This window comes from Pseudomonas brassicacearum subsp. neoaurantiaca (assembly GCF_013608025.1).
In the GTDB taxonomy this organism is placed as follows: domain Bacteria; phylum Pseudomonadota; class Gammaproteobacteria; order Pseudomonadales; family Pseudomonadaceae; genus Aquipseudomonas.
This window is the reverse complement of record NZ_VDLV01000049.1, coordinates 119,211-146,113: the sequence shown is the minus strand read 5'-3', so window position 1 is coordinate 146,113 and position 26,903 is coordinate 119,211. Positions and strand designations below refer to the sequence as shown.

The following is a 26,903-nucleotide window of genomic DNA, read 5'->3' as shown; positions in this document are numbered from 1 at the left end:
CCCAGCACCACGACGATTTCGTCGGCGCGCGGGGCGTCTTCGATCTGCATTTCCAGGGTGATGTAGTGCGAGCGCAGGCCTTCGTCGTCCTTGTGCATCATCGGGATCTGGATCGAAGTGCCGGGGCCGCCGCGCTTGTTGGTGAAGCTCAGGTAGCTCCTGGCCTTGACCGCTTCGCGGTAGTGATTGCCGAAGCGCAAGGTGTGGATCACCGCCGAGGCGTGTTCGATTTCACCGTCGGCGCCGACTACCGCAGCCTTGCCATAGGCTTCGATTTTTTCCGCACCGCCAATGATGCCCACCAGGCGCTCGACCATCAGTGCACCGAGGTCGGAGCAATTGGCGCGGATTTCCGGTTTCAGGTCTTCGACGAAACCGCGGCCCAGCCAAGGGTTCTTCATGACCACCGCCAGCCCGACCATGGTCACCGGCTTGTCGGTGGCCTTGCCGCCTTCGATGAAGGTTTCTTCGACATAGCTGACGATCTTGCGAATTTCGAAACTCATGAGCTGCTCCGTGGGAGGTGAGAAGTGTCTGTGCGTATGATGGTATACCATAATACTGTTCGTGCAAGCGTCGGCTTTGAATTTGTTCGAAGGGAGGCGACGGAAGGCGGGGGTTCGAGGAGATAGGGCTCTTGTGGCGAGGGGATAAATCCCCTCGCCACAGGAAATTCGCAGCTACAGTGAATGGGTATTAATTTCCCCTTTTCGGGGCATTCGGCCTCAACTTCCCGTTTGCCTGCACCGATTCGACCCGTTTGCACTGTCGACGCCTGAAATCGGGGTAAGCGTTTCAGCCCGCAAATTCTTTTTCGTCGCTAAATCGAAAATAAATTTCGCTTTTGCGCCGTTTCGCGCCGGTTTTTCCAGCATCACCTCGATCCGTCGCACTTAGGCACAGCCCTTGCTACGGCTCCATGACAACCCAGCAGACAGGAGTTTCGGTACGCCAATATAAAAGGGGGGCGCACGTCATCCGGACGCAAAGGCCTGAATCAGAGACCCATGCCTGACGAGGTATTCGAAGAACCAGGGCTCATAAACAAGGCAAGGCTGCATTGGTGGAATGACGACGTAATAAGAAATGCCGTGTACGACACGGCTTGGAGTTGGCTATGCCCCACGCTTTTTTCAATGAAATGTATGACGCCCAGGGTGACTGCCGCCCGCATTACCAAGCCTTCTCGCGCTGGCTGGCGGACACGCCGCTGGAGCTGCTGGACCAACGCCGCCGCGAAGCCGACCTGCTGTTCCATCGGGCCGGGATCACCTTCACGCTTTATGGGGACGAGCAGGGCACCGAACGCTTGATCCCATTCGACATCATCCCCCGCAGCATCAAGGCCAGCGAATGGCAAATCGTCGAACGTGGCTGCATCCAGCGGGTCCAGGCCCTGAACATGTTCCTGGCCGACATCTACCATGGCCAGCGGATTCTCAAGGAAGGCATCATTCCCGCCGAGCAGGTGCTCGCCAACGAGGGTTATCAGATTGCGATGCAGGGCCTGGACCTGCACCGAGGTATCTACGCCCACATCGCTGGCGTTGATTTGGTTCGTGACGGCGATGGCAGCTACTACGTGCTCGAAGACAACCTGCGCACGCCCAGTGGTGTGAGCTACATGCTCGAAGACCGCAAGATGATGATGCGCCTGTTCCCCGAGCTCTTCGCTGCCCAGCGCGTGGCGCCCATCGATCACTACCCAAACCTGCTGCTCGATACCCTCAAGAGCTCCAGCCCGCTGGACAACCCGACCGCCGTGGTCCTGACTCCGGGGCGTTTCAACAGCGCCTATTTCGAGCATGCGTTCCTGGCGCGGGAAATGGGCGTGGAACTGGTGGAGGGCGCGGACCTGTTCGTGCGTGACGACCACGTCTATATGCGCACCACCGCCGGGCCCAAGCAGGTGGATGTGATCTACCGACGCCTGGACGATGCCTACCTTGATCCGCTGTCGTTCAACCCCGACTCCATGCTCGGCGTGCCCGGGCTGATCGCGGTCTACCGTGCAGGCAATGTGGTGCTGGCAAACGCCGTTGGTACGGGCGTGGCGGATGACAAGTCGATCTACCCCTACGTCGATGAAATGATCCGTTTCTACCTCACCGAAGAGCCGATCCTGAAAAACGTACCGACCTGGCAGTGCCGCAAGCCGCAGGATCTGTCCCACGTGCTGGCGAACCTGCCGGACCTGGTGGTCAAGGAAACCCAAGGCTCCGGCGGCTACGGCATGCTGGTCGGGCCGGCTGCCACCGCGGCGGAGATCGAAGATTTCCGCGCCCGCCTCAAGGCTCGGCCGGAGGCCTACATCGCCCAGCCGACCCTGAGCCTGTCCACGTGCCCGACCTTTGTCGAAAGCGGCATCGCCCCGCGTCACATCGACTTGCGTCCCTTCGTGCTGTCCGGCAAGGAAACCCGCCTGGTGCCCGGCGGCTTGACCCGCGTGGCGCTGCGCGAAGGCTCGCTGGTGGTGAACTCGTCCCAGGGCGGCGGCACCAAGGACACTTGGGTAGTGGAGGACTAAGACATGCTTTCAAGAACCGCTTCGGACCTCTATTGGATGTCCCGCTACCTGGAGCGCGCCGAGAACCTGGCGCGTATGCTCGAAGTCAGCTATTCGCTGTCGCTGATGCCCCAGGCCGGGCGTGGCGACGGCCAGGCTGAACTGGCGATGTCGCTGTTGGCGGCCGGTACGCTGGACGATTACAACGCCCGCTATGACGCGCTCAACACTGAACGCATGCTGCATTTTTTCGCCTTGGATGAAACCAACCCCGGCAGCATCTATAGCTGCCTGCGGGCGGCGCGGACCAACGCCCATGCCGTGCGCGGGCGCATCACCGCCGACATGTGGGAAAACATCAACGCCACTTGGCTGGAAATGCGCAACATTGCCAGCAACGGCCTCGGCCGCTACGGCATCAGTCATTTCTGCGAGTGGGTGAAGGAGCGCTCGCACCTGTTCCGTGGCGCGACGTCGGGCACGATCATGCGCAACGATGCCTACTGTTTCATTCGCCTGGGGACGTTCATCGAACGCGCCGACAACACCTTGCGCCTGCTGGACGCACGCTACGAAATGTTCGGCGAGGAATCGGAGGAGGTCAGCGACAACTCCGCGCGTGGTTATTACCAGTGGAGTGCCTTGCTGCGGGCATTGTCTTCGTTCGAAGCGTTCAACGAGATCTACCGCAACGCGCCGAATGCCGAGCAGGTGTCCGAGATGTTGCTGCTGCGGGCCGACGTGCCGCGCTCGCTGCACGCCTGCATCGAGGAGCTTGACCATATCCTCGCCAGCCTGCCGGGCAACAACGGCCGACCGGCCCAGCGCCTGGCCGCGGAGTTGAATGCACGGCTGCGGTATTCCGGAATCGACGAGATCCTTGCGTCGGGCCTGCACCAGTGGTTGACCGAACTCATTGGCCAGATCCGTCATTTGGGCCAGACCGTCCACGAGTCCTATCTGGAGGTGGTATGAAACTGTCCATACGCCACGACACCACCTACAGCTACGCCGATGAAGTCTGCACCAGCATCCAGTTCCTGCGCCTGACGCCCCGGGACACCCCACGCCAGCGCATCCTGCAATGGCACCTGGAACTGCCGCGCCTGGTGCGTAGCCAGCTTGACCCCTATGGCAACATCCTCCACGTGATGACCATGGACGAGCCCCACGGCGCGCTGATATTGACCGCCTATGGCGAGGTGCAGATCAACCAGGCGGTGGAGATGGAGCCCGATGACCAGTCACCGCTGCCATTCCTGCGCACCAGCCGACTCTCCCTGGCGGATGACAGTCTCAGCGCCTTCGCCATGGAACAATGTGGAGACCGGCGAGATCGATCGGCGCTGGGCAACTTGATGAACGGCTTGGCCGACCGCATGCCCTACAGCCCCGGCGCGACGGCCGTCAGCAGCACGGCCGCCGAGGCGTTTGCCGGTGGTGCCGGGGTCTGCCAGGACCATGCCCATGCGTTCGTGGCCTGCGCCCGCAGCCTCGGCGTGCCGGCGCGGTATGTGTCCGGCTACCTGTGCACCGAGGACGAGAACCACCTGGCAAGCCACGCCTGGGCCGAGGCTTGGCTGGATGACGGTTGGTATAGCTTCGACGTGACCAACCGCTTGGTTCGTCCCGACCGCCATTTGAAGTTGGCGGTTGGCCTGGACTACCTCGACGCCTGCCCGGTACGTGGCATGCGCCGAGGGGGCGGGGCGGAGCAGATGCAGGCGCGGGTGCAGGTGAGTTCGATGGTGCAGGTGCAGCATCAGTAGTTGATTTGTCTTGAAGGCCCTCATCGCGAGCAAGCTCGCTCCCACAGAGGTTTGGGTACTCCTCATTCATTGTGGGAGCGAGCTTGCTCGCGAAGAGGTCGACGCAATACCGCTACCACAAGCTCGCCTGTGCAAGGACCACCGGCTTATAGTGGCTGGCCATGTCGCGTCTCCAGGAAGGAGCCAAAATGTCCGAATCCTCGATCACCCTTGCGCGTTTTACTGAGGCCCATATCCCCGGCGTCACCGCGCTCTACAACAATCCCGCCGTTACCCGCCAGGTACTGCAGATGCCTTTTCAGTCCACCGAAGTCTGGCGCCAGCGTCTGGCAACAAACGATGAGCGCCAGCTGAAACTGGTGGCCCTGCATCAGGGCGACGTCATCGGCAACCTGGGCCTGGAACAGTTTTCTCGCGTTCGTCGCGCTCACTGCGCCAACCTGGGCATGGGTGTCGCGGTGGCCTGGCAGGGCAAGGGTGTGGGTTCGATGCTGCTGGCCGCGGCGCTGGAGGTGGCGGACAACTGGATGAACCTGCGACGGGTCGAGCTGACGGTGTATGCCGACAACGAAGCGGCCATCGGCTTGTACCGCAAATTCGGCTTCGAAACTGAAGGCCTGTTGCGTGACTACGCCGTGCGTGATGGGCGCTGGGTCGACACGCTGGCGATGGCGCGGCTGCGCTGAACAGGCAAAAGTCCGCACATTGGCTATACCTGTAGTTCCGCCCCCGTCAGGTGTGGCCTACAGGAGTAACAGCATGAAGTTCGCGTCGATGATCGGCACCGTTTGCATCGCTTCGCTCGCATTGATGGGCTGCGCGAGCAAAGTCACCCAGCCGAACGAATATTCCGGCTTCCTGGGAGACTACAGCCGGCTCAAGGAAGAAAAATCACCGTCGGGGGCAGAGGTGATGCGGTGGGTCGATCCGAAGATCGATCTGGCCAGGTACTCAAGTGTGTATATCGAGCCGACGCAGCTTTATCCCAAGCCGCAACCGACGGTGAAGATCCCTGCGGCCACGTTGGCCGGCATTACCAGTTATTACGATCAGGCGCTCAAGCGGGAGGCGGGCAAGTCCTTGCCCTTGGCGACCAGTCCCGGGCCCGGCGTATTGGTGGTGCGCGCGGCTATTACCGCCGTCAGCAGCAAGACCGAAGGCCTGAAACCGTATGAAGTCATCCCGATTGCCCTGGTGGCCGCCGCGGTGAGCACGGCCAGCGGCATTCGCGACCAGGAGACCACGCTGGGCACCGAAGCGGTGTTTCTTGACGGCGGCAGCAACGCCGTGATCGCCCAGGTGGTGCGCAAGGGTACGGGCAAGCCGTTGTCGAACGAGTCCCAGGTGATGAAGCCCGACGACGTCAAAAACGTGATCGATGGTTGGGCGTCGGACCTGCATCAGTCCTATCTGCGTCTCAAGGCGAAATAGTCCGTTGTAGGAATCATTACTTTTTACGCGCAGCCATAGGTCGGAGCACCATTTCATGGTTAACTCCGGCCTCACCATTTTTCAAACCTGTCAGAAGGAATCCGTTCATGGCTCAAGTCACCCTTAAAGGCAACCCGGTCCAAGTCAACGGCCAGTTGCCACAAGCCGGTTCCAAGGCGCCAGCCTTTTCCCTGGTTGCCGGCAATCTGTCGGACGTTTCCCTGAAGGACTTCGCCGGCAAGCGCAAAGTACTGAACATTTTCCCAAGCGTCGACACGCCGACCTGCGCCACCTCCGTGCGCAAGTTCAATGCCCAGGCCAACGACCTGAATAACACCGTGGTGCTGTGCATTTCCGCCGACCTGCCGTTCGCCCAGGCCCGTTTCTGCGGCGCCGAAGGCCTGGAAAACGTACAGAACCTGTCCACCCTGCGCGGTGCCGAGTTCATCGAGAACTACGGTGTTGCCATTGCCGACGGCCCGCTCAAAGGCCTGACCGCTCGCGCCGTGGTGGTGCTGGACGAAAACGACAATGTGCTGCACAGCGAGCTGGTCAAGGAAATCGCTGAAGAGCCGAACTACGAGGCGGCACTCGCAGCGCTGAAATAATTGGTCTGAAATAAAGTAATTATTACAATTGTTAACGGCCTGGCTTGCCCAGGCCGTTTTCATTTGTGTATCAACGTCTTAGCCAGATACGCGAAAGGTAAGCCCAAGGTAAATTGCCGGTAAAGGCGCTTTGCTAAAACCTCGACAGTGCTTATCGTTCAGCCTCCCGTAAAAGAAGCCCACGCGCCCAATGGTTGACCATTCAATGCAATCCTCTGTTTCCCGCAAATCCCGTCGCTGGTTGTTCGGCCTGTTTGTCTTATTGGTCGTCGCGTTGCTCGCCTGGAAATTCTGGCCGGCCAGCAGCGACTCGAAGAATGCGGCGGGGCAGAAGGGCGCAGCCGGACACATGGGGCGTTCGGGTGGCATGCGACCAGGCTTTGGCGGTGCGACGGGGCCGATCCCGGTTCGGGTGGCGCCAGCGGTCACGGGCGATTTCCCGCTGTATTACAAGGCGCTGGGCACGGTCACGGCGCTCAATACCATCAACGTGCGCAGCCGCGTGGGCGGTGAGCTGGTGAAGATCGCGTTCGAGGAAGGGCAGATGGTCAAGGCCGGGGACCTGCTGGCCGAGATCGATCCTCGTCCGTACCAGAACGCCTTGCTCCAGGCCGAAGGCACACTGTTGCAAAACCAGGCCCAATTGAAGAACGCCCAGGTCGATCTGGAGCGCTATCGCGGCTTGTATGCCGAGGACAGCATCGCCAAGCAGACCCTCGATACCGCCGCTGCGCTGGTGGGCCAATACCAAGGCACGGTCAAGACCAACCAGGCGGCGGTCAACGACGCCAAGCTCAACCTCGAATTCACCAAGATCCGCGCGCCGATTTCCGGGCGTGTGGGCCTGCGGCAACTCGACCTTGGCAACCTGGTGGCAGCCAACGACACCACGGCCCTGGCCGTCATCACCCAGACCCAGCCCATCAGCGTGGTCTTCACGCTGCCGGAGAACAACCTCGAAACCGTACTCGCCCGCTACCGCAGTGGGGCGAAACTGCCGGTCGAAGCCTGGGACCGTGGCGATGTGAAGCTCCAGGCCAGCGGCGTACTGCAAAGCCTGGACAACCAGATCGACATCACCACCGGCACCTTGAAGTTCAAGGCCCGCTACGAGAACCGCGACCAATCGCTGTTCCCCAATCAATTCGTCAACGTGCGCCTGCTGGCCGACACCCTGAAAGGCGTGGTGCTCGCGCCGACGGCCGCCATTCAATTCGGCACCAACGGCACGTTTGTCTATGCCTTGGACGGTGACAAGAAGGTCACGATCAAACAGCTCAAGATCGGCGCCAGCGATGGCGAGAATACGGTGGTCACCGAAGGGCTGGCCGCCGGCGACCGGGTGGTGCTCGAAGGCACCGACCGCTTGAAGGAAGGCAGCGAAGTGGAAGTGGTCAACGACAGCCAGGAAGTGCCGACCACGCCGACCGAGCACCTGCAAGGCAAGAGCGCCGCGGCCCCGACTGAGCCAGCCGCGGCCGACAAGGCGAAAAAGGGCGGCGCATGAATTTCTCGCGGCTGTTCATCCTTCGCCCGGTCGCTACCACGCTGAGCATGCTGGCCATTGTCCTGGCCGGTCTGATCGCCTATCGGTTGCTGCCGGTGTCGGCATTGCCCCAGGTCGACTACCCGACCATCCGCGTCATGACCCTGTACCCGGGCGCCAGCCCCGACGTGATGACCAGCGCCGTGACCGCGCCGCTGGAGCGCCAGTTCGGGCAGATGCCGGGCCTGACGCAGATGGCCTCCACCAGTTCCGGTGGCGCATCGGTGATTACCCTGCGTTTCAACCTGGACATCAACATGGATGTCGCCGAGCAGCAGGTGCAAGCCGCGATCAACGCGGCGACCAATCTGTTGCCCGACGATTTGCCGGCGCCCCCGGTGTACAACAAGGTCAACCCGGCCGACACCCCGGTGCTGACCCTGGCGATTACCTCCAAGACCATGCTGCTGCCCAAGCTCAATGACTTGGTGGACACGCGCATGGCGCAGAAAATCGCCCAGATCAGCGGCGTCGGCATGGTGACGATTGCCGGTGGCCAGCGCCAGGCGGTGCGGATCAAGGTCAACCCGGAAGCCCTGGCATCCGCGGGCCTGAACCTGGCGGATGTGCGCACCTTGATCAGCGCCTCCAACGTCAACCAGCCCAAGGGCAATTTCGACGGCCCGACCCGGGTCTCGATGCTCGATGCCAACGACCAGTTGACCTCGCCCAAGGACTACGCCGAACTGATCCTGGCCTACGCCAATGGCGCGCCGCTGCGGCTCAAGGACGTGGCAGAGATTGTCGACGGCGCCGAAAACGAACGCCTCGCCGCCTGGGCCAACGAGAACCAGGCCGTCTTGCTGAACATCCAGCGCCAGCCCGGCGCCAACGTCATCGAGGTGGTGGACCGGATCAAGGCGCTTTTGCCCAGCATCACCGACAACCTGCCGGCCGGCCTCGACGTGACCGTGCTGACCGACCGCACCCAGACCATCCGTGCTTCCGTAACCGACGTCCAGCATGAGCTGCTGATCGCCATCGCCCTGGTGGTCATGGTGACGTTCCTGTTCCTGCGCCGGGTCAGCGCCACGATCATCCCGTCGGTGGCCGTGCCGTTGTCGCTGATCGGTACGTTCGGCGTGATGTACCTGGCCGGTTTCTCGATCAACAACCTGACCCTGATGGCCCTGACCATTGCCACCGGTTTTGTGGTGGACGATGCCATCGTCATGCTGGAAAACATCGCCCGCTACATTGAGGAGGGCGACAGCCCGATGCAGGCGGCGCTCAAGGGCGCGAAACAGATTGGCTTCACCTTGATTTCCCTGACGCTGTCGCTGATCGCGGTGCTGATCCCGCTGCTGTTCATGGCGGACGTGGTCGGGCGCTTGTTCCGCGAATTTGCCATTACCTTGGCGGTGGCGATCCTGATCTCGCTGGTGGTGTCCCTGACCCTGACGCCGATGATGTGCGCGCGCTTGCTCAAGCGCGAACCCAAGGAAGAAGACCAGGGGCGTTTCTATCGCGCCAGCGGTGCCTGGATCGACTGGTTGATCGCAGGCTACGGGCGCAAGTTGCAGTGGGTCCTCAAGCATCAACCGCTGACGCTGTTGGTGGCAGTTGGCAGCCTGGTGTTGACGGTCGTGCTGTACCTGGCCGTGCCCAAGGGCTTTTTCCCGGTGCAGGATACTGGTGTGATCCAAGGTATTTCCGAGGCGCCGCAAGCGATTTCATTTGCGGCGATGGGCGAGCGCCAGCAGCAGTTGGCCAAAGTGATTCTCGCCGACCCGGCGGTGGAAAGCCTGTCCTCCTACATTGGCGTAGACGGCGACAACGCGACGCTCAATAGCGGCCGGTTGCTGATCAACCTCAAGCCTCATCGCGAGCGGGACGACAGCGCCAGCGAGATCATCGCCCGCTTGCAGCCCCAATTGGATCGGCTGGTGGGGATCCGCCTGTTCATGCAGCCGGTGCAGGACCTGACCATCGAAGACCGGGTCAGCCGCACCCAATACCAATTCAGCCTGTCATCGCCGGATGCCGAGTTGCTCAGTCTTTGGAGCGGTCGTCTGGTCGAGGCCTTGGCCCAGCAGCCGGAGCTCACCGACGTCGCCAGCGATTTGCAGGACAAGGGCTTGCAGGTTTATCTGGTGATCGACCGAGATGCTGCCTCGCGGCTGGGCGTGTCGGTGTCGAACATCACCGATGCGCTCTACGACGCCTTCGGCCAGCGGCAGATCTCCACCATCTACACCCAGGCCAGCCAGTACCGTGTGGTGCTCCAAGCCCAGGCCGGGGAGAAGATCGGCCCGCAGGCGCTGGACCAGATCCACGTCAAGACCACGGACGGTGGGCAGGTCCGCTTGTCGAGCCTGGCGCGGGTGGAGGAGCGCCAGGCGCAACTGGCGATTGCCCACCTCGGCCAGTTCCCGGCGGTAATGATGTCGTTCAACCTGGCGCCAGGCGTGGCCCTCGGGCACGCCGTCGATGTCATCGAAAAGGTGCAGAAGGACATCGGCATGCCCGTTGGCGTGCAGACCGAATTCCAAGGTGCGGCACAGGCGTTCCAGGCGTCGCTGTCGAGCACCTTGCTGCTGATCCTGGCGGCGGTGGTGACCATGTACATCGTGCTGGGCGTGCTTTACGAGAGCTACATTCATCCGATCACGATTCTCTCCACTTTGCCTTCGGCGGCCATCGGTGCCTTGTTGGCGTTGATCCTCAGCGGCAATGACCTGGGCATGATCGCGATCATCGGCATCATCCTGCTGATCGGTATCGTCAAGAAAAACGCGATCATGATGATCGACTTCGCCCTCGACGCCGAGCGCAACCAGGGCATGGACCCGCAGACCGCCATCTACCAGGCCGCGCTGTTGCGCTTCCGGCCGATCCTGATGACGACGCTCGCGGCCCTGTTCGGTGCCGTGCCGCTGATGCTCGCCACCGGTTCCGGCGCCGAATTGCGCCAACCGCTGGGCCTGGTGATGGTGGGTGGCCTGCTGGTGAGCCAGGTGCTGACGCTGTTCACCACGCCGGTGATCTACCTGTACTTCGACCGCCTGGGGCGCCGGTTTGCCAGGCCTGATGGGGATGAGGTGCGGGTATGACGGTGGGGGTCGGACCCTGCGGGTGCTTTTCGTGGCGAGGGAGCTTGCTCCCGCTTGAGTGCGCAGCGCTCACAAAAGGGGCCGCTGCGCGACCCAGCGGGAGCAAGCTCCCTCGCCACAAAAGCCTAGCCAGTTCTTGTGGTCGGTGGCTTGAAGCCTGGGGTGGCGGCCTATGAACCTCTCCGGCCCCTTCATCCGCCGCCCGGTGGCGACCATGCTGCTGAGCTTCGCCATCATGCTGCTCGGTGGCGTGTGCTTTGGCTTGCTGCCGGTTTCGCCGTTGCCGCAGATGGATTTTCCGGTGATCGTGGTCCAGGCCAACCTGCCAGGCGCCAGCCCCGAGGTGATGGCTTCCACCGTGGCGACGCCGCTGGAGCGCTCGTTCGGCGCCATCGCCGGGGTCAACACCATGAGCAGCCGCTCGAGCCAGGGCTCGACCCGCGTCATCCTGCAATTCGACTTGGATCGCGACATCAACGGCGCGGCCCGGGAGGTGCAGGCGGCCATCAACGCCTCGCGCAACTTGCTGCCCAGCGGCATGCGCAGCATGCCGACCTACAAGAAGGTCAACCCGTCCCAGGCGCCCGTCATGGTGCTTTCGCTGACCTCCGATGTGCTGGAGAAAGGCCAGCTTTATGACCTGGCCTCGACGATCCTGTCCCAGAGCCTGTCCCAGGTGGCGGGTGTCGGAGAGGTGCAAATTGGCGGCAGTTCCTTGCCGGCGGTGCGCATCGAGTTGGAACCGCAATTGCTCAACCAATACGGCGTGGCGCTGGATGACGTCCGTACGGCGATAGCCAATAGCAATGTTCGCCGGCCCAAGGGTTCGGTCGAAGACGACAAGCGCATGTGGCAAGTCCAGGCCAACGACCAACTCGAAAAGGCCAAGGACTACGAAACGCTGGTCATCCGTTACCAGGATGGCTCGGTGTTGCGGCTCAAGGACGTGGCAAAGGTCAGCGACGGTGTCGAGGATCGCTATAACAGCGGCTTCTTCAACAACGACTCCGCCGTGCTGCTGGTGATCAACCGCCAGGCCGGCGCGAACATCATCGAGACCGTCAACGAGATCAAGAATCAGCTGCCCGCTCTGCAAGCGGTGCTGCCCGCCAGCGTCAAGCTGAACCTGGCCATGGACCGCTCGCCAGTGATCAAGGCCACCCTGCACGAAGCGGAAATGACCCTGCTGATCGCCGTTGCGCTGGTGGTGCTGGTGGTGTTCCTGTTCCTGGGCAATTTCCGTGCATCGCTGATCCCGACCCTGGCGGTGCCCGTGTCGTTGGTGGGTACGTTCGCGGTCATGTACCTCTACGGTTTTTCCCTGAACAACCTGTCGTTGATGGCGCTGATCCTCGCCACCGGGCTGGTGGTGGACGATGCCATCGTGGTGCTGGAAAACATTTCCCGGCACATCGACGAAGGCGTTCCGCCGATGAAAGCCGCCTACCTCGGCGCCGAGGAAGTGGGCTTCACCCTGTTGTCGATGAACGCTTCGCTGGTGGCGGTGTTCCTGTCGATCCTGTTCATGGGCGGGATCATCGAAAGCCTGTTCCGCGAGTTTTCCATCACCCTGGCGGCTGCCATCGTCGTCTCGCTGGTGGTGTCCCTGACGCTCACGCCGATGCTCTGCGCGCGATGGCTCAAGCCCCATGTGCCAGGACAGGAAAACCGCTTGCAGCGCTGGAGTCAGCACGTCAATGAACGCATGGTCCGCGGTTACGCCCGGAGCCTTGACTGGGTGCTGCGCCATCGGCGCCTGACCTTGCTCAGCCTGCTGGTGACGGTCGGTGTGAACATTGCCTTGTACGTGGTCGTGCCGAAGACGTTCATGCCGCAGCAGGACACGGGCCAGTTGATCGGCTTCGTGCGCGGTGACGACGGGCTGTCGTTCAACGTGATGCAGCCGAAAATGGAAATCTTCCGGCGCGCGGTGCTCAAGGACGAAGCGGTGCAGAGCGTGGCGGGTTTCATCGGCGGCAACAACGGCACCAACAATGCCTTCATGCTGGTGCGCCTCAAGCCGATCAAGGAGCGGGCGATGTCCGCGCAGAAGGTCATCGAGCGCCTGCGCAAGGAAATGCCCAAGGTGCCCGGTGCCCAATTGATGCTGATGGCCGACCAGGACCTGCAGTTCGGCGGCGGCCGCGAGCAGACCACCTCGCAATATTCCTACATCCTGCAGAGCGCCGACCTGGCGTCCCTGCGCGAGTGGTACCCCAAGCTCGTGGCTGCCTTCAGGGCCTTGCCGGAGCTGACCGCCATCGACGCCCGTGACGGTGGCGGGGCGCAGCAAGTGACACTGATCGTCGATCGGGACCAGGCCAAGCGCCTGGGCATCGACATGAACATGGTCACGGCGGTGTTGAACAACGCCTACAGCCAGCGGCAGATCTCGACGATCTACGACAGCCTCAACCAATACCAGGTGGTGATGGAGGTCAACCCGAAGTACGCCCAGGACCCCAACACGCTTGAACAGGTCCAGGTCATCACCGCCGACGGCGCGCGGGTCCCGCTGTCGGCGATTGCCCACTATGAAAACAGCCTGGAAGACGACCGGGTCAGCCACGAAGGCCAGTTCGCGTCCGAGAGCATCGCCTTCGACATGGCCGAAGGCGTTACGGTGGAGCAGGGCACGGCCGCCATCGAGCGCGCAATCGCCAAGCTTGGCATGCCCGAGGATGTCATCGCGAAAATGGCCGGCACCGCCGATGCGTTCGCCGCCACCCAGAAAAGCCAGCCGTTCATGATCCTCGGCGCGTTGCTGGCGGTGTATCTGGTATTGGGCGTGCTGTATGAAAGCTACATTCACCCGCTGACGATCCTGTCCACCTTGCCCTCGGCCGGGGTGGGCGCGTTGCTGTCGATCTACGTGCTGGGCAGCGAGTTCAGCCTGATCTCGTTGCTAGGCCTGTTCCTGCTGATCGGCGTAGTGAAGAAAAACGCCATCCTGATGATCGACCTCGCGCTGCAATTGGAGCGCGCTGGGCAGACGCCGCTCGAGTCAATCCGCAGCGCGTGCCTGTTGCGGTTGCGGCCGATCCTCATGACCACGCTGGCCGCGATCCTCGGCGCCTTGCCGCTGTTGCTCGGCGGCGCCGAAGGCTCGGAAATGCGCCAGCCACTGGGCCTGACCATCATCGGCGGGCTGGTGTTCAGCCAGGTCCTGACGCTTTACACCACCCCCGTGGTCTACCTCTATCTCGATAACCTGCGCCATCGTTTCAACCGCTGGCGTGGGGTGCGCACTGATGCTGCCCTGGAAACTCCGCTATGACCGACCGTTCGCTTTCCAACCTTGCCGCCTCGCTGGCCACCGCCCGTGGCTCGCGAATATTGAGCCTGACGCTGTGCGTGGCAATGCTCAGTGCCTGCGCGATCGGTCCGGATTACCAACGTCCCGGGGCCGCCGCGCCGGTGCAATACAAGGAGGCCCAGGGCTGGCGCCAGGCCAATCCCAGCGATGCCTTGGCCCGTGGCGCCTGGTGGGAGCTGTACGCTGACACCCGCCTCAACGAACTGGTGGAAAAACTCAACGCCTCCAACCAGACCGTGGCCCAGGCCGAAGCCCAGTACCGCCAGGCCCAGGCGTTGGCGCGCAGTGCTCGCGGGGCATTCTTTCCGACGGTCGACCTTACGGTCGGCAAGACCCGCTCCAGCCAGGGCACCGGCAGCAGCAGTTCGAGCCTGAGCAGTTCCTCCAGCGGCATTCGCGACACTTACAACGCCCAGGCCGGCGTGAGCTGGGAAGCTGACGTCTGGGGCAAGTTGCGCCGCACCCTGGAAGCCGACGAAGCCAGCGCCCAGGCCAGTTTTGCCGACCTGGCGGCGATGCGCCTGAGCCAGCAATCGGAACTGGTGCAGAACTACCTGCAGTTGCGGGTGATCGACGAACAGAAGCGTCTGTTGCAGACCACCGTCGACAACTATCAGCGCTCGCTGAAAATGACCGAAAACCAGTACCGCGCCGGCGTGTCCGGCAAGGATGCGGTGGCACAGGCGCAGAACCAGCTCAAGACCACCCAAGGCGACCTGATCGACCTGATCTGGCAGCGCGCGCAGTTCGAAAACGCTATTGCCGTGCTGGTCGGCCTGCCACCCGCCGAGTTCAACCTGGCCGAGACGCAGGATATCCCGGCGCTGCCGCAAGTCCCGGTGGCAATACCGTCCCAGCTGCTCGAACGCCGTCCGGACATCGCCTCGGCGGAGCGCTCGGTCATGGCTGCCAACGCGAACATCGGCGTGGCGAAGGCCGCTTACTACCCGGACCTGACCCTGAGCCTGAGCGGAGGCTACAGCAGCAGTACCTACGATAACTGGGTGAGCGTGCCGAACCGCTTCTGGTCGGTCGGCCCGCAGCTGGCGATGACGTTGTTCGACGGCGGCCAGCGCTCGGCGGAGGTCGACCGCAGCGTGGCCGCCTATGACCAGACCGTCGCCACCTATCGCCAGACCGTGCTCGACGGCTTCCGTGAAGTCGAAAACTACATGATCCAACTCAAGGTGCTCGAAGACGAAGCCCGCGTGCGCCAGGAAGCCCTCGACGCCGCCCGCGAGTCCCTGCGCCTGACGCAGAACCAGTACAGGGCGGGGCTGATCGGCTACCTCGACGTGGTGAGCGTCCAGGCCACCGCCCTGAGCAACGAGCGCACCGTGCTGAGCCTGCAACAGAGCCGGTTGATTGCCAGTGTGCAGTTGATTGCCGCGTTGGGCGGCGGTTGGGATGGGCGGTTGGAGGCGGAGGACGGGGAGTAATCGTGCGAGGCCTTTGTGGCGAGGGGATTTATCCCCGCTGGGCTGCGCAGCAGCCCTAAAGCCTGCCACCTCGGTGTGTCAGCCAGGTTGCACTCAGCTTCCAGGGGCTGCTTCGCAGCCCAGCGGGGATAAATCCCCTCGCCACAGAGATCTCCCGAACATCCAGCGCAAAGTCCCGCTTTTGGCCGATGCACTGCCTACGTCCTGTCGTGATCGCTTGGTATAGTTCAGGCCTCTTCCCAGCCGGTAAAAGGATACTGCCATGTCGCAATACCAAGCGTTCAACGTCGAACTTGCAGACAACATCGCCCATGTGCAGATCAACCGACCGGACAAGATCAACGCCATGAACGCGGCGTTCTGGAGCGAGATCGTCGACATCTTCCAATGGATCGACGATACCGACGAAGTGCGGGTGGTGGTCTTGAGCGGCGCGGGCAAGCACTTTTCTTCAGGCATCGACCTGATGATGCTGGCCGGTGTGGCTAACGAACTGGGCAAGGATGTGGGCCGTAACGCCCGCGTGTTGCGGCGCAAGATCCTGCAACTGCAAGCATCGTTCAATGCCGTGGACAATTGCCGCAAACCGGTTCTCGCGGCGGTGCAGGGCTATTGCCTGGGTGGCGCCATCGACCTGATCTCTGCCTGTGACATGCGCTACGCCGCCGAGGACGCGCAGTTCTCCATCAAGGAAATCGACATCGGCATGGCGGCCGATGTTGGCACGTTGCAACGCTTGCCCCGAATCATCGGGGACGGCATGCTGCGTGAACTCGCTTATACGGGACGTACTTTTGGTGCCGACGAAGCGCGCAGCATTGGCCTGGTCAATCGTGTCTACAGCGATACCGCCAGCCTGCTCGACGGCGTCATGGGCATTGCCCGGGAAATCGCTGCCAAGTCGCCGATCGCCATCACCGGCACCAAGGAAATGATCAGCTACATGCGCGACCACCGCATCGACGACGGGCTGGAATACGTCGCCACGTGGAACGCCGCCATGTTGCAATCCAATGACCTGCGCGTGGCCATGGCCGCCCATATGAGCAAACAGAAACCCGAATTTCTGGACTGACCGATCATGATTTCACGCTGGACCACCGCAGTACTCGATACCGATAAGCCCGGCGGCTGGGCCGTGGCCCGCAGCCCGGAAGGCTTCTTGTACGACGATAACGGCGCGCTGTTTCCTCGCGACTGGCTCAAGCGCCAGGACTTGTCGATCCTTGCCGAGCACGGCATCGGCCATCTCGATGGCGAGCCGGTCTACTTGCTGGAACTGCACAGCGCCCTGGACATTCCCGGCTGCAACTGGAAAGGCCTGCGGGCCTTCATGCTCGAAGACGACCACACGCTGTTCAAGGTGTTGGGTTACGCGGCGCAGATCGGCACCTGGGCTCGCGAACATCGTTTCTGCGGCAGTTGCGGCCAGCGCATGATCCAGGTACCGCGAGAGCGGGCGATGTATTGCCAGGCGTGCGACCTGCGGCATTATCCGCGGATCTCACCGAGCATGATCGTGCTGATTACCCGTGGCGATGAGGTCCTGCTGGCCCGTTCGCCCCGGTTTGTCACAGGGGTCTACAGCACGCTGGCAGGCTTTGCCGAGCCCGGTGAGTCAGCCGAGGATTGCCTGGTCCGGGAAGTCCGTGAAGAAGTCAGCATCGAAGTGAAGAACATCCAGTACATGGGCAGCCAGTGCTGGCCGTTCCCGCACTCGATGATGCTGGGTTTCCACGCCGAATACGCCAGCGGTGACATCGTGCCCCAGGAGGACGAGATCGAAGACGCGCAGTGGTTCAGCGTCCACGATCTGCCACCGCTTCCTGCCTCGCGCTCGATTGCCCGGTACTTGATCGATCTCTATGTAGCGCGGCGCTTAGGCCATGCTGAACCAGTGTTGCCAGGCTAGGCGCACGGTCAGGGCCAGCACCACGGTGATGAACACCGGCCGGATGAACTTCGCGCCGCCGCTGATCGCGGTGCGCGCGCCGAAGAACGCGCCGACCATCACCGACAGGCCCATGCTCAGGCCAATGATCCAGTCCACCTGACCCGAGAAAATGAAAACCGACAGCGCTGCGATGTTGCTGACGAAGTTCATGCTGCGGGCCACGCCGCTGGCCTTGACCAGGTCGATGGGGTAGAGCAACAGGCTGCTGACGGTCCAGAATGCGCCAGTGCCCGGGCCGGCCACGCCGTCGTAAAAACCAAGGGTGAAGCCTTGCGGCGACTGCCAGGTCTTCTTGATCGGCGCGTTGCTGTCCAGCGGTGCCTTGGGCGTGCCGCCGAACAGCAGGTACAGGCCACAGGCAAAGACAATCACCGGCAGCATCTTGTTCAGCCACTCGGCGGGCAGGTAATGGGCGACGACGGCGCCGGCCAAGGCACCGATCAACGTACCGACCAGGGCGTGGGTCCACTGCCGTGGATGAAACAGCTTGCGCCTGTAGAACGTGAAGCTGGCCGTGGCCGAACCAAAAGTCGAGCTGAGCTTGTTGGTGCCCAGCACCAGGTGCGGCGGCAAGCCAGCAGTCAGCAGGGCCGGCGTGGTGAGCAGGCCACCGCCGCCGGCGATGGCATCGATGAAGCCGGCGATGAACGCGACAACGGCCAGGATAGCGAGGGTGGAGAGGTCAACGCTGAGTTCAAAAGGCATGGAATGGGCTTATTCGGCAGGGCGCAGAAGGGCTGCGGGAAAGGCCGGTATGTTACCGATAATGGCGCTGGGCCGCGACTCTCCGGTGAGATCCATGGCGAGGGAGCACGCTGCCTCGCCATGGGATTGATTTCACTCCGGTCGAAACACCGCCCGCAGACAATCCTGGCGTTTCTCCTTGAACATCGCATAACCCTCCACCGATTGTTCCAGGCCCATGGGGTGAGTCAGGAGATAGGAGGGGTCCAGTTCGCCTTTCTGGATGTGCTCGAACAGCCGCTTCACATAACGCTGCCCCGGTTGCTGGCCGGAGCGCAGGGTCAGGGACTTGTTGACGATCGCCCCCATCGGAAACTTGTCCAGCAAGCCGCCGTACACCCCGACCACCGATACTGTCCCGCCTTTGCGGCAGGCGCGGATCGACTGGCGCAGCACCGTCCCACGCTCAGTGTGGAGGCGCAGCATCTGCTTGGTCTTGTCATAGAAATAATCCACTTCGGTGCCGTGGGCTTCCATGCCGACGCAATCGATGCAGCGATCCGGACCTCGGCCGCCGGTCAGTTCCAGCAGGGCGGCGTGTATATCCGTGGTCTCGTAGTTCAGGGCGATGGCACCGGCCTTTTCCTCGGCCAGGCGCAAGCGATCGGCGAAGCGGTCGATGGCGATCACCCGTTCGGCGCCCAACAGATAGGCGCTGGACATTGCCATCAACCCGACTCCGCCACACCCCCAGACCGCGACTGTATCGCCGGGCTGGATATCGGCGTTGTCGGCGGCAAAGAAACCAGTGGGCACCGCGTCGGAAACGAATACGGCCTGCTCGTCGCTGACGCCCTCCGGAATGGTGAACAGGTTCACGTCGGCGAAAGGTACCCGGATATAAGTGGCATGGCTGCCGGCATAACCGCCGAACGCATGGCTGTAGCCGATGATGCCGCATGCCGGCTGGCCGTAGGCGATGTCCGTTGCGCTGGGGTTTGGATTGGAGTTGTCGCAGCAGGAAAAGTCCGAGCGTTGGCAGTGCTCGCATTCGCCGCAGCCGACGATCGAGACTGTGACAACCCGGTCACCTTTCTTGATTTGCGTGACAGCCGAGCCGGTCTCAACCACTTCGCCCATGAACTCATGGCCAATGATGTCGCCGGCCTGCATGGTCGGCACGTAGCCGCCCAACAAATGCAAATCCGAGCCGCACACCGAAGACAGGACCACCCGCACGATGGCATCGCGGGGGTTGAGAATGGAGGGATCGTCAACCGTTTCGACTTGCAGTTTGTTCGGGCCTTGCCAAGTCAGTGCGCGCATCAGACGGTACCTCCATTGAGTTCGGGTTTGTCAGTGGGTGAGTCATTGGCCGCTGCTTGCTTCGCGCTGGAGGCCGGGTGTACGAAGAGGAAATCCTTCGTCTGCGGATCGCGCATTTTGTTGGTGCTGACTTCACCGGTTTCCAGTTGTTGCTTGATGCTGCGCAACACGTTCAACAGGGCTTTGTCGGAGAACCGGGAAATAGCGGCGGCGAGGGCATAGCCGGCGGCGCCGAGGGGCGTCTCGCATGCCACGATGACTTTGATCTGCGTACCACGACCGGCCGGCGCATCGCTGAAATGCATCTGGATGTCGTGCTTGAAGCGTCTGTCCGGGCCGGCGACCCAGTGCAGCTTGCGGCCTTCCTTGGGCTCGCACTGTTCGAGGTCACAATGCAGCGTCTTGTCCATCGGGCCGTGAGCGACCCAGCGATAGGTGCGTTCGCCGGTCTGCTCGATCCCGTCGATCCACGGCATCAGCGCACCAAGATTGGCCGGGTCGCTGCAAAACGCGTAAACCTCGTCGCGGGGCTTGCCAATCGTGATACTGCGAGAAATCACCTTGCTGCCGTCCCAATCGCGATCCTGCTCGAACGTTTGCTCGAAGGGGCTGTGGGTCATGGCCCGCTTGATCCTGCAGGTGCCGGAATACGCCCGCCAGGCGGCGCACGCACCCAGCAGCAGTTGCGGCAAGCCCTTGAATCCTCCCTGACGAAGACCGTTGGCAATCAGCAATGAGCCGGCCGCCAGCGACACCAGTCGCTCCGGCGTGCCGAGGTTGGGATGAGAAGGCGTGGGTACCGGAGCCCGGCTCGCCACCAGTTTTGGGCGTTCAGTCATGATGGTTCTCCTTACTGATCCAGGGACGACATAAGGGATGAACCAAAGGCAATGGCGGTTGTTCCGTTGGCATTACTGGTTTGCCGATGAGCCGGGTGGGGGCCGGTTTCGGCTCGTTGTGTTGACCGGGGGGAAAGAGCCGCGGGCTTGCTCGCCGGGCAAATTTTTTTTGAAATCAAGGGGTTGTCAGCCTAGGCAAATGAGTACATAATTGCGCCCATCGAATGCATCGAGGCGTAAAAAACTTCAATGTTTTCAAGGAGATAGCTCGCTATTGGCGGCTATATCCGGATAAGTTTTTATCCGTCTGATGTGTTTCATTGCATCGGGCGTATTGAGGCCGAATAGCAAAATGGTTATGCAGTGGATTGCAAATCCACCTACGCCGGTTCGATTCCGACTTCGGCCTCCACTTTTAAAAAGCTCTGTAGATCCATGATCTACAGAGCTTTTTTATTTGCGGAGCAATGAAAGGTTTTGTCTTGAAAAGGGCAATGGCGACCTTGCTTCACCGGGGATGGATGTATATATTTCCCCCTCTGTTGTACCCGCCGCGAGCCTGTCAGATACCTATTTGACAGTTTCACACGGCTTCACCGCGCTACCGCCCGAATGGCGAAACTGGTAGACGCATGGGACTTAAAATCCCCCGCTCGTAAGGGCGTGCCGGTTCGATTCCGGCTTCGGGCACCATCTAAAATCAAGGGTTTGCGAGCGAAAGCTGATGCAAACCCTTGTTCGTTTCCGGTCCGCAATTTCAATGTGGTCCGCAATGACCAAGGCGCTTGCAGCGAACTACAGCCTGCGCCGAAACGCCTCAAGTATCTCCCGCATGCCTTTTTTCATCTGCAACTGGGCGATGGCTTCCAGCGGGTGCCACACGCAGTCGCTGATTTCATTCTGTGGCCTGGCCGCCTTTGTGTTGTTGACTGACGCTTCGAACACGTGATGTTCGGTGCCGCCTTCACTGAACTGCATCAGATAAAGCAGGTTTTCGGCGCTCAGCCCGGTTTCTTCCGACAGTTCCCTGAGCGCGGCATCGGCATGGGTCTCGCCGCGCTCGACGGTGCCACCGGGCAGGGCCCAGCGGCTCTTGGGTTTACGCACCAGCAGGATGTGGCGGTCTTCTTCACAGATGACGGTCGCTCGAATCTTCATATTCTTGTCCAGCCTCGACTGTCATGAAATTGCAATATAACTGCAATATTTGAGCCTTGCTCGATTGAAGTGTTCAACAACGATTTTGTTGTCCATGACCGTAGGAACGCGGCCCACGGAAAAAGGCTGCGTATATTTCACGAACGGTTCGAGGGATAGGGACGGAAGGCTGCGCCAACGACCGATCATCGCCAAAAATGAATCAGCGCCGAAAAAACGCATCAATGTTGGGTGGACTGGCCGGCCCCGTCGTGGGGGAGCGAGGAGAGATGACCACCGTTGAAGATTTCAAAGTCAAATCCCATGAGCTCTTGGTCGAGCTCGATGCAGCGACGTCGGAAATGATGGCGCTGATCTGTATCCATCAAATGTCCGGGACCGCTTGGGATGAGGCGGTTCGGCGTCAACATGAGGCCTATGAGCAATGGGTCGACTACCTGAACGAGCGCTTGTAGCAGCACGATTGTCATTGCGGCCAGCAGGGCAGATTCTTTGAACGGACCCATGGCGGCCATGCCTAATCCATAGACTGACAAGAGGATTAAGGCCATGTCTGAACTAGCCAGTTATTTCTGGATCGCCGTCGCGGTGTTGCTGTTGCTTGTTGATCTTTGGGCAATCGTCAGCGTCTTTCGGAGCGACAAGGCGGCTGGCACCAAGGCAGGCTGGGCGCTGCTTCTGATCATCTTGCCTGTACTGGGCTTGATCGTCTGGGGAGTGGCCGGGCCGCGAGGTGTCAAGAACCCGCCGTCATCGCCGGAGCACAGCAAGGGCTGATGCCAGAGATGCGAGCCACCCGGTCAGCGGTTTTTCCATTGGCCGCCGGTGGTCTCGCAATCCTTTTGGGCCTGCTGGAGCTTTTGCGCGTCGTAGTAATACCAGGTGACCTGCGCGTTGTCCGGGATGTTCGCCGAGCCTGCGCTTGGGTCCTTGCTGGTGGAATGGGGGTTGGCGAGGGCCTCCTGGGTCAATCTGGCTTGGCAGGTGGCCACATAGCCTTGGGCGCAACGCTCGACCGGTTTCTTTTCAGTGCTCAACGTGCCCTTGCTTTCGTTGCTGCATGACCAGCCAATGGCTTGAGAAGGCACGCCCTTGTACTCGTAGCAACTACGGGTTTCGATTTCCGGCACTGCCTGGCTTTGGGATCGGCTAATGACCTCGCACCCTTGCGCCATGACGGTGGCAGGGCAGGCGCAGGCGATGAAAAGCAGGACTCTGGCATTCATGGTGGTTCTCCCTTTTGACGGCTCTTGCATCGATACCTATCAATATCGAGGGGCGAAGGAATGCCGTTGTTCCATCGGATTTCAAACGGTGGAGTTCAGGGGGAACCGGTGAGGTGCATCAGCGAAACTTTGGCAGTGGGCGTTCCGCAGGCTTGAGTGAAGACAAGGCACTCTGGATCGAAGGAGCATCTTTTTCGATATCATTGAGCCGGTCGCGGATGCGCACTGCGGCGGGGTGCCCGCCCTGGTGGTCGACCCAGTCGGCGATTTCCTTGCAGGCTGCTGTCAATCGTGCCTGGCGCGATTCCAATAAGGTGAGCAGGGTGGTGATGGACTCTTTTTCGGACATGTCACACCTCCATTCAAGTTTGAAAAAAGGGCAGCACGAAGGCCGTCATTGATGACGGCTCATGCTGAGGTTAAGCGTAGTTGAGTTATTTGCGATCTGTCGAAGAATCCGGCGCACGACTGGACAGTCGGTGCGCCGGGAACCTTACTTGATTCAGCCAGACTCCTTGACCCAGGATGGCGCAACGGAGGCTCGCCAGCGCACATCGGTAATGCCATATTTCTCTGCCATGGGTTTGGAAACCCGCTTGACCTTCTCCCTGCCGAATTTGGGTATGCGCCCAACACCCGCGTCGCAACTGGCCCAATGCCAAGCTTCGGAGTTATTCATCACTTCCGCGCGAATGATGAAAGACTTGGGCTCGCCATGGAGCATGTAGTCGATGATGTAAAGCGATGGACCGCCCATAAATCCTCCCTAATTGATCCTATACGGATGGATACGGAGGCGTTCGGAAAATTCCATCGGATTTCCAGACGGTCAAGGCCGGGGCTGGCAGAGGGGCGTCGCGCGTTGCCAAACAACCGTGCTCACGGTGTGGAACCAAACCCGGGTAACCTTCTCCAAGGTGAGCTTGAAAACACCGGTGCCAGGGATCGAAGGCGACGTAATGTGGCACTGAATAAAGGCAAAACATGAAAAACATCGCCTGGGCGTTGATCGTGGCGCTTCTCGCCAGCGGTTTGTCGGGTTGCATCGGCCCGCCCATCGAACTGACCGCGAAAACCGAACAACGCTTGCGTGCGCAACCTCCCATCCGTTTCCTGCTGACATTCGATGACGGCCCCAGCGCATCATCTTTATGGAACCCGAGCGACGAGGTGCTGGATGCCTTGGCCCAGAACACCGTTCAGCCTGGGATCAAGGCGGTATTTTTTGTCCAGACTCGAGCGCCACGAGCCGGTGGAAGTGAAACAGGCCGTTCGATCATGCGCCGTGAGCATCTGGAAGGGCATGTCCTTGGCTTTCATACGGCCACCCATTGGCACACCAATCATCGGTTTCTCGATCCTGACGAGTTGGAGCAGTCCCTCGATAACGGCGAAGGTGATATCGCTGCGGTCACGGGCGCGCCGCCCAGCCTGGTGCGGCCGCCGTTCTGGAGTTACGACAAACGCACCTTCGCCGCCTATCAGCGGCACGGGATGCATGTATTGCTGACAGACCTGAGCGCCAATGACGGGAAGGTCTGGGGCATCACTCTGAGCCCGCGACGGCGGATGAACCTGACGCGCCAGCTCTCGGAAGTGCGCGAGCGTATCGCTGACGGACAGTTGCCTGTGGTGGAGGGGGTGATCCCGGTCGTGGTGACCTTTCATGATCTCAATCGGTACACCGCCCGCCACGCTCGGGAGTACCTTGAGATTCTGCTCGACAGCGCCAGGCTCACCGGCCTGAAGACCGATGCCAAACCGTTTTATGACGACCAGCATGCTCTGGAACGGGCGGCCATGGCTCGTACGGTCAGGGACACGTCCCAACCGGTGCATCTGCCGGGTTTATGGGACTGGCTGTGGGATTCGGATTCCCATTGAGGCGTTTGAATGGCTCCTGCCTGGGTGTGGATTGCGACGCTCGGTCGGCTAACCGGTGTCAACCGGTAGTAAGGTAGGCAACGCAACCCCGTTTTCCCAAGGAGGTTATGTCCATGAGTACTGCAATGTTGACGAAAATGCACATCAATGGCTATGACGTGCTCAGCGTAAACAGCGGGCCCTGGAGGGTGTGCACCCAGGCTGACCGGCTGGGTTCCTTTACTACGCGCGAAGAAGCGCTGGCCTACGCCGCCGCATTGCCGGCCAGGAGGCCTCGTCGCGTGCGCCCCGAAAACGTCGAGTAACCAAGCGCAACGGCTGCGCGGAGAGCATCAAGGCCCACCGTGCAGCCGGTCCCTTCATGTCTCCGCCCGTTCCAGTGGAACTTCTAGCGTAAACAGGGCGCCTTGCCCTGGCCCATCACTGTGGACGTAGAGGCGACCCTTCATTTCCACAGCGGCCAAGGCACAGCTATGCAACCCGAACCCATGACCGTCCTTACGGGTGGTGAAGCCATGATTGAAGATCCGGGCCTGGTTCTCCGGCGCGATGCCTTCGCCGCGATCCTTGACGCTGATGTGCAATGTCGTCGGGTCGACGATGCGGATGCCCAGCGTCATTTCCCGTGGATGATCGACATGAGACATGGCGAACTTGGCATTGCTGATCAGGTTGATCAGGATCAGCAGCAAGCGGTGTTTATCGCCCATGATCAGCGGGCTGTCCTGGTAATCCTTGATCACCGTGACATGATGTCGACTCAGCGCGCCCGAGTTCATGCGTAGCGCATCTTCGAACAAGTCGCTGACCTTCAGCGGCTCGACCAGCCGGGCAGCACCGGCATAGGTTTGTTGCGTCGTGACGATTTCCTTGATGTGGTCGATGCTCTTGGTCAACTGCGCCAGCTCTTCAATAAGTTGCACTTGCTCGTTGGCAACGGAATCCACCAGCTCATTGAAATAACGAGGCAACAACTTGCCTTTTTCGTCCTCGGTGATGAACTGGCCCAAGTCTGTGGCATGTTCATTCATCATCCTGACGGCTTTCCCCAAGCCCTGCGTCTTACTGTTCTTCAACTTGCGCGTCACCAGCTCCGCTGAAATATTCACGCTGTTGAGGACGTTGCCGACGTTGTGCAACACGTTGGTGGCGATCTCGGCCATGCCTGCCATGCGCGCCGCGTCCACCAGCTCCCGCTCGGCCTCCTTCAGCTCGCGGGTTCGCTCCTGCACGCGCTCTTCCAGCCGATCATTGGCGGTTTGAAGTTCATGGTTGATCTGATTGATGACTGAATAGCTGCGCACCAGCCGCACGGCCAGGTAGATCATCAGAAGCGCCATCAGGCTGGCGCACACGGCCAGGTACATATGGTATTTGCGGTCTGTCGCGGCTGTCCGGCGTTGGGTTTCGTTCAAGAGTTCGTTGATGTTGTCCAGCTCCTGGGCCACGGGGATCACGCTGATGCGATCCAGCAGGTCGTTGACCAGCGGCTGTTCCTCGATAACGGTCTTGGCATGGTGCATCAGTAAGACAAAAGCGGGCCGGTAGGAGGGGGGCAGTTCGTCAATCCGGCGTTCGAGTTCGCTTAACTGATCCTGCACTTCCCTCGCTTTATCCGACGTCGCATAAAGCGCGTATTCCGAGGTGGTCAACGCCAGATCGAGCACGCTGGAGGCCGCGGTCAGGCGAGCGGTTTCACCACTGGATTCCATCCCTTGGAGCAGGGCTTGAATGTCATCCTCGACGGTCGGAAGTTCATCCAGGGACCTGCGCAGGTTGGCATTGTGTTGTTCGAATTGTTCGACCAGCAGGCGCTTGTTCTGGACCGCATCCACATAACCCTGGCGGCGTGATGCCCAAAGCGATGCCAAGGGACCCGAATTGTTCAGCCGTTCCAATTGTTCCCAGCGACTTTGTGCTTCAGGCGGTGGGGCCAAGGACAGGTTGTTGTTGACGCCGATCTTCTTTCTGAGAATTTTCACATTCCAGTTGGCGTCGGCCTGTTTAAGCTGGCGGATGAAATCGCGCGATTCGAAATAGGTCGATGAATCGTACGTATAGGACTTGATCAAAAAGAAAATCAACGCCGAGAAAACAATCAGCGCCGCGGCCAACAAGGCGGGCCATTTGTATTTCCTGATAAGAATGGTCACGTGTTTCTCCT

The 26,903-nt window shown here is 60.9% G+C and carries 25 protein-coding genes and 2 tRNA genes; 17 read left to right on the top strand and 10 right to left on the bottom strand.

What is annotated here, in order from left to right; genetic code table 11:
- Positions 1-506, bottom strand: a 506-nt coding sequence (locus FHK92_RS23355; RefSeq protein WP_181290195.1) for an amino acid synthesis family protein, incomplete at its 3' end; no start/stop codon positions are given.
- A gap of 611 nt (positions 507-1,117) precedes the next feature.
- Here FHK92_RS23355 and FHK92_RS23350 point away from each other — a divergent pair.
- The 12 genes from FHK92_RS23350 (at position 1,118) to nudC (ending at position 17,580) form a co-directional block, all read left to right on the top strand.
- Entirely contained in the window at positions 1,118-2,527 is a 1,410-nt protein-coding gene (locus FHK92_RS23350; RefSeq protein ID WP_181290194.1) for a circularly permuted type 2 ATP-grasp protein, read from the top strand.
- A 3-nt stretch (positions 2,528-2,530) separates the two neighbouring features.
- Entirely contained in the window at positions 2,531-3,481 is a 951-nt protein-coding gene (locus tag FHK92_RS23345) for an alpha-E domain-containing protein (RefSeq protein ID WP_030142556.1), read from the top strand.
- The gene (locus tag FHK92_RS23340) at positions 3,478-4,275 is read left to right on the top strand and encodes a transglutaminase family protein (protein ID WP_181290193.1); all 798 of its coding nucleotides are present in this window, start codon (positions 3,478-3,480) and stop codon (positions 4,273-4,275) included. The genes FHK92_RS23345 and FHK92_RS23340 overlap by 4 nt, the downstream gene beginning before the upstream one ends.
- A gap of 188 nt (positions 4,276-4,463) precedes the next feature.
- The gene (locus FHK92_RS23335; protein ID WP_181290192.1) at positions 4,464-4,961 is read left to right on the top strand and encodes a GNAT family N-acetyltransferase; all 498 of its coding nucleotides are present in this window, start codon (positions 4,464-4,466) and stop codon (positions 4,959-4,961) included.
- A 73-nt stretch (positions 4,962-5,034) separates the two neighbouring features.
- On the top strand, positions 5,035-5,706 hold the full coding sequence (locus FHK92_RS23330) for a DUF3313 domain-containing protein (RefSeq protein ID WP_181290191.1): 672 nt from the start codon (positions 5,035-5,037) through the stop codon (positions 5,704-5,706).
- A gap of 107 nt (positions 5,707-5,813) precedes the next feature.
- Complete coding sequence (gene tpx / locus FHK92_RS23325) at positions 5,814-6,314, top strand: thiol peroxidase (protein ID WP_181290190.1); 501 nt, start codon at positions 5,814-5,816, stop codon at positions 6,312-6,314.
- A gap of 190 nt (positions 6,315-6,504) precedes the next feature.
- Positions 6,505-7,821: an MdtA/MuxA family multidrug efflux RND transporter periplasmic adaptor subunit gene (locus FHK92_RS23320; protein ID WP_181290189.1), complete on the top strand. Its 1,317-nt coding sequence runs from the start codon at positions 6,505-6,507 to the stop codon at positions 7,819-7,821.
- Positions 7,818-10,913, top strand: coding sequence for an MdtB/MuxB family multidrug efflux RND transporter permease subunit (locus FHK92_RS23315; protein ID WP_181290188.1), 3,096 nt, complete (start codon positions 7,818-7,820; stop codon positions 10,911-10,913). Before FHK92_RS23320 ends, FHK92_RS23315 begins: the two co-directional genes overlap by 4 nt.
- A gap of 172 nt (positions 10,914-11,085) precedes the next feature.
- Positions 11,086-14,190 (top strand): efflux RND transporter permease subunit, encoded by a 3,105-nt coding sequence (locus FHK92_RS23310; protein ID WP_181290187.1) that lies wholly within the window; start codon positions 11,086-11,088, stop codon positions 14,188-14,190.
- A complete protein-coding gene (locus FHK92_RS23305) occupies positions 14,187-15,668 on the top strand; it encodes an efflux transporter outer membrane subunit (protein WP_181290186.1) in 1,482 nt (493 codons plus the stop codon). The genes FHK92_RS23310 and FHK92_RS23305 overlap by 4 nt, the downstream gene beginning before the upstream one ends.
- Before the next feature lie 262 nt (positions 15,669-15,930).
- A complete protein-coding gene (locus FHK92_RS23300) occupies positions 15,931-16,743 on the top strand; it encodes a crotonase/enoyl-CoA hydratase family protein (protein ID WP_181290185.1) in 813 nt (270 codons plus the stop codon).
- Between the two features lie 6 nt (positions 16,744-16,749).
- A complete protein-coding gene (nudC, locus tag FHK92_RS23295; RefSeq protein WP_181290184.1) occupies positions 16,750-17,580 on the top strand; it encodes an NAD(+) diphosphatase in 831 nt (276 codons plus the stop codon).
- Here the strand turns inward: nudC and FHK92_RS23290 are convergent.
- From FHK92_RS23290 to FHK92_RS23280, 3 genes are all read right to left on the bottom strand, one after another.
- Positions 17,548-18,327, bottom strand: a complete 780-nt coding sequence (locus FHK92_RS23290; RefSeq protein ID WP_181290183.1) for a TSUP family transporter — start codon at positions 18,325-18,327, stop codon at positions 17,548-17,550. The two genes, nudC and FHK92_RS23290, sit on opposite strands and share 33 nt — an antisense overlap.
- 132 nt (positions 18,328-18,459) lie before the next feature.
- A complete protein-coding gene (locus tag FHK92_RS23285) occupies positions 18,460-19,632 on the bottom strand; it encodes a zinc-dependent alcohol dehydrogenase (RefSeq protein ID WP_181290182.1) in 1,173 nt (390 codons plus the stop codon).
- Complete coding sequence (locus tag FHK92_RS23280; protein WP_181290181.1) at positions 19,632-20,471, bottom strand: SRPBCC family protein; 840 nt, start codon at positions 20,469-20,471, stop codon at positions 19,632-19,634. Before FHK92_RS23280 ends, FHK92_RS23285 begins: the two co-directional genes overlap by 1 nt.
- Positions 20,472-20,809: 338 nt before the next feature.
- On the opposite strand from FHK92_RS23280, the gene FHK92_RS23275 reads away from it, so the two are divergent.
- Together FHK92_RS23275 and FHK92_RS23270 are read left to right on the top strand one after the other, a co-directional pair.
- A tRNA-Cys gene (locus tag FHK92_RS23275) sits at positions 20,810-20,883 on the top strand.
- Positions 20,884-21,077: 194 nt separating this feature from the next.
- Positions 21,078-21,164: transfer RNA gene (locus FHK92_RS23270), tRNA-Leu, on the top strand.
- A gap of 102 nt (positions 21,165-21,266) precedes the next feature.
- Here FHK92_RS23270 and FHK92_RS23265 read toward each other — a convergent pair.
- Both FHK92_RS23265 and FHK92_RS28055 read right to left on the bottom strand, forming a co-directional pair.
- On the bottom strand, positions 21,267-21,629 hold the full coding sequence (locus FHK92_RS23265) for an NUDIX hydrolase (protein ID WP_181290180.1): 363 nt from the start codon (positions 21,627-21,629) through the stop codon (positions 21,267-21,269).
- A 221-nt stretch (positions 21,630-21,850) separates the two neighbouring features.
- Positions 21,851-22,144, bottom strand: a complete 294-nt coding sequence (locus tag FHK92_RS28055) for a hypothetical protein (RefSeq protein ID WP_181290179.1) — start codon at positions 22,142-22,144, stop codon at positions 21,851-21,853.
- Positions 22,145-22,178: 34 nt separating this feature from the next.
- On the opposite strand from FHK92_RS28055, the gene FHK92_RS23255 reads away from it, so the two are divergent.
- Positions 22,179-22,406: a PLD nuclease N-terminal domain-containing protein gene (locus FHK92_RS23255; RefSeq protein ID WP_181290178.1), complete on the top strand. Its 228-nt coding sequence runs from the start codon at positions 22,179-22,181 to the stop codon at positions 22,404-22,406.
- A gap of 23 nt (positions 22,407-22,429) precedes the next feature.
- Here FHK92_RS23255 and FHK92_RS23250 read toward each other — a convergent pair whose 3' ends face one another.
- From FHK92_RS23250 to FHK92_RS23240, 3 genes are all read right to left on the bottom strand, one after another.
- Positions 22,430-22,855, bottom strand: coding sequence for a hypothetical protein (locus tag FHK92_RS23250; protein ID WP_181290177.1), 426 nt, complete (start codon positions 22,853-22,855; stop codon positions 22,430-22,432).
- Between the two features lie 118 nt (positions 22,856-22,973).
- Positions 22,974-23,204 carry a hypothetical protein gene (locus tag FHK92_RS23245; RefSeq protein ID WP_181290176.1) on the bottom strand — a complete coding sequence of 77 codons (231 nt, stop codon included), beginning with the start codon at positions 23,202-23,204 and terminating at the stop codon, positions 22,974-22,976.
- Positions 23,205-23,357: 153 nt separating this feature from the next.
- Positions 23,358-23,612, bottom strand: a complete 255-nt coding sequence (locus tag FHK92_RS23240; RefSeq protein ID WP_039588765.1) for a DUF6555 family protein — start codon at positions 23,610-23,612, stop codon at positions 23,358-23,360.
- Positions 23,613-23,839: 227 nt separating this feature from the next.
- Here FHK92_RS23240 and FHK92_RS23235 point away from each other — a divergent pair, with 227 nt between their 5' ends.
- Both FHK92_RS23235 and FHK92_RS23230 read left to right on the top strand, forming a co-directional pair.
- Positions 23,840-24,739, top strand: coding sequence for a polysaccharide deacetylase family protein (locus FHK92_RS23235; protein ID WP_181290175.1), 900 nt, complete (start codon positions 23,840-23,842; stop codon positions 24,737-24,739).
- A gap of 113 nt (positions 24,740-24,852) precedes the next feature.
- Entirely contained in the window at positions 24,853-25,044 is a 192-nt protein-coding gene (locus FHK92_RS23230; RefSeq protein ID WP_181290174.1) for a DUF2188 domain-containing protein, read from the top strand.
- A 54-nt stretch (positions 25,045-25,098) separates the two neighbouring features.
- Here the strand turns inward: FHK92_RS23230 and FHK92_RS23225 are convergent, their stop codons facing one another.
- Positions 25,099-26,892, bottom strand: a complete 1,794-nt coding sequence (locus FHK92_RS23225; protein ID WP_181290173.1) for a DAHL domain-containing protein — start codon at positions 26,890-26,892, stop codon at positions 25,099-25,101.
- Between the last annotated feature and the right edge of the window lie 11 nt (positions 26,893-26,903).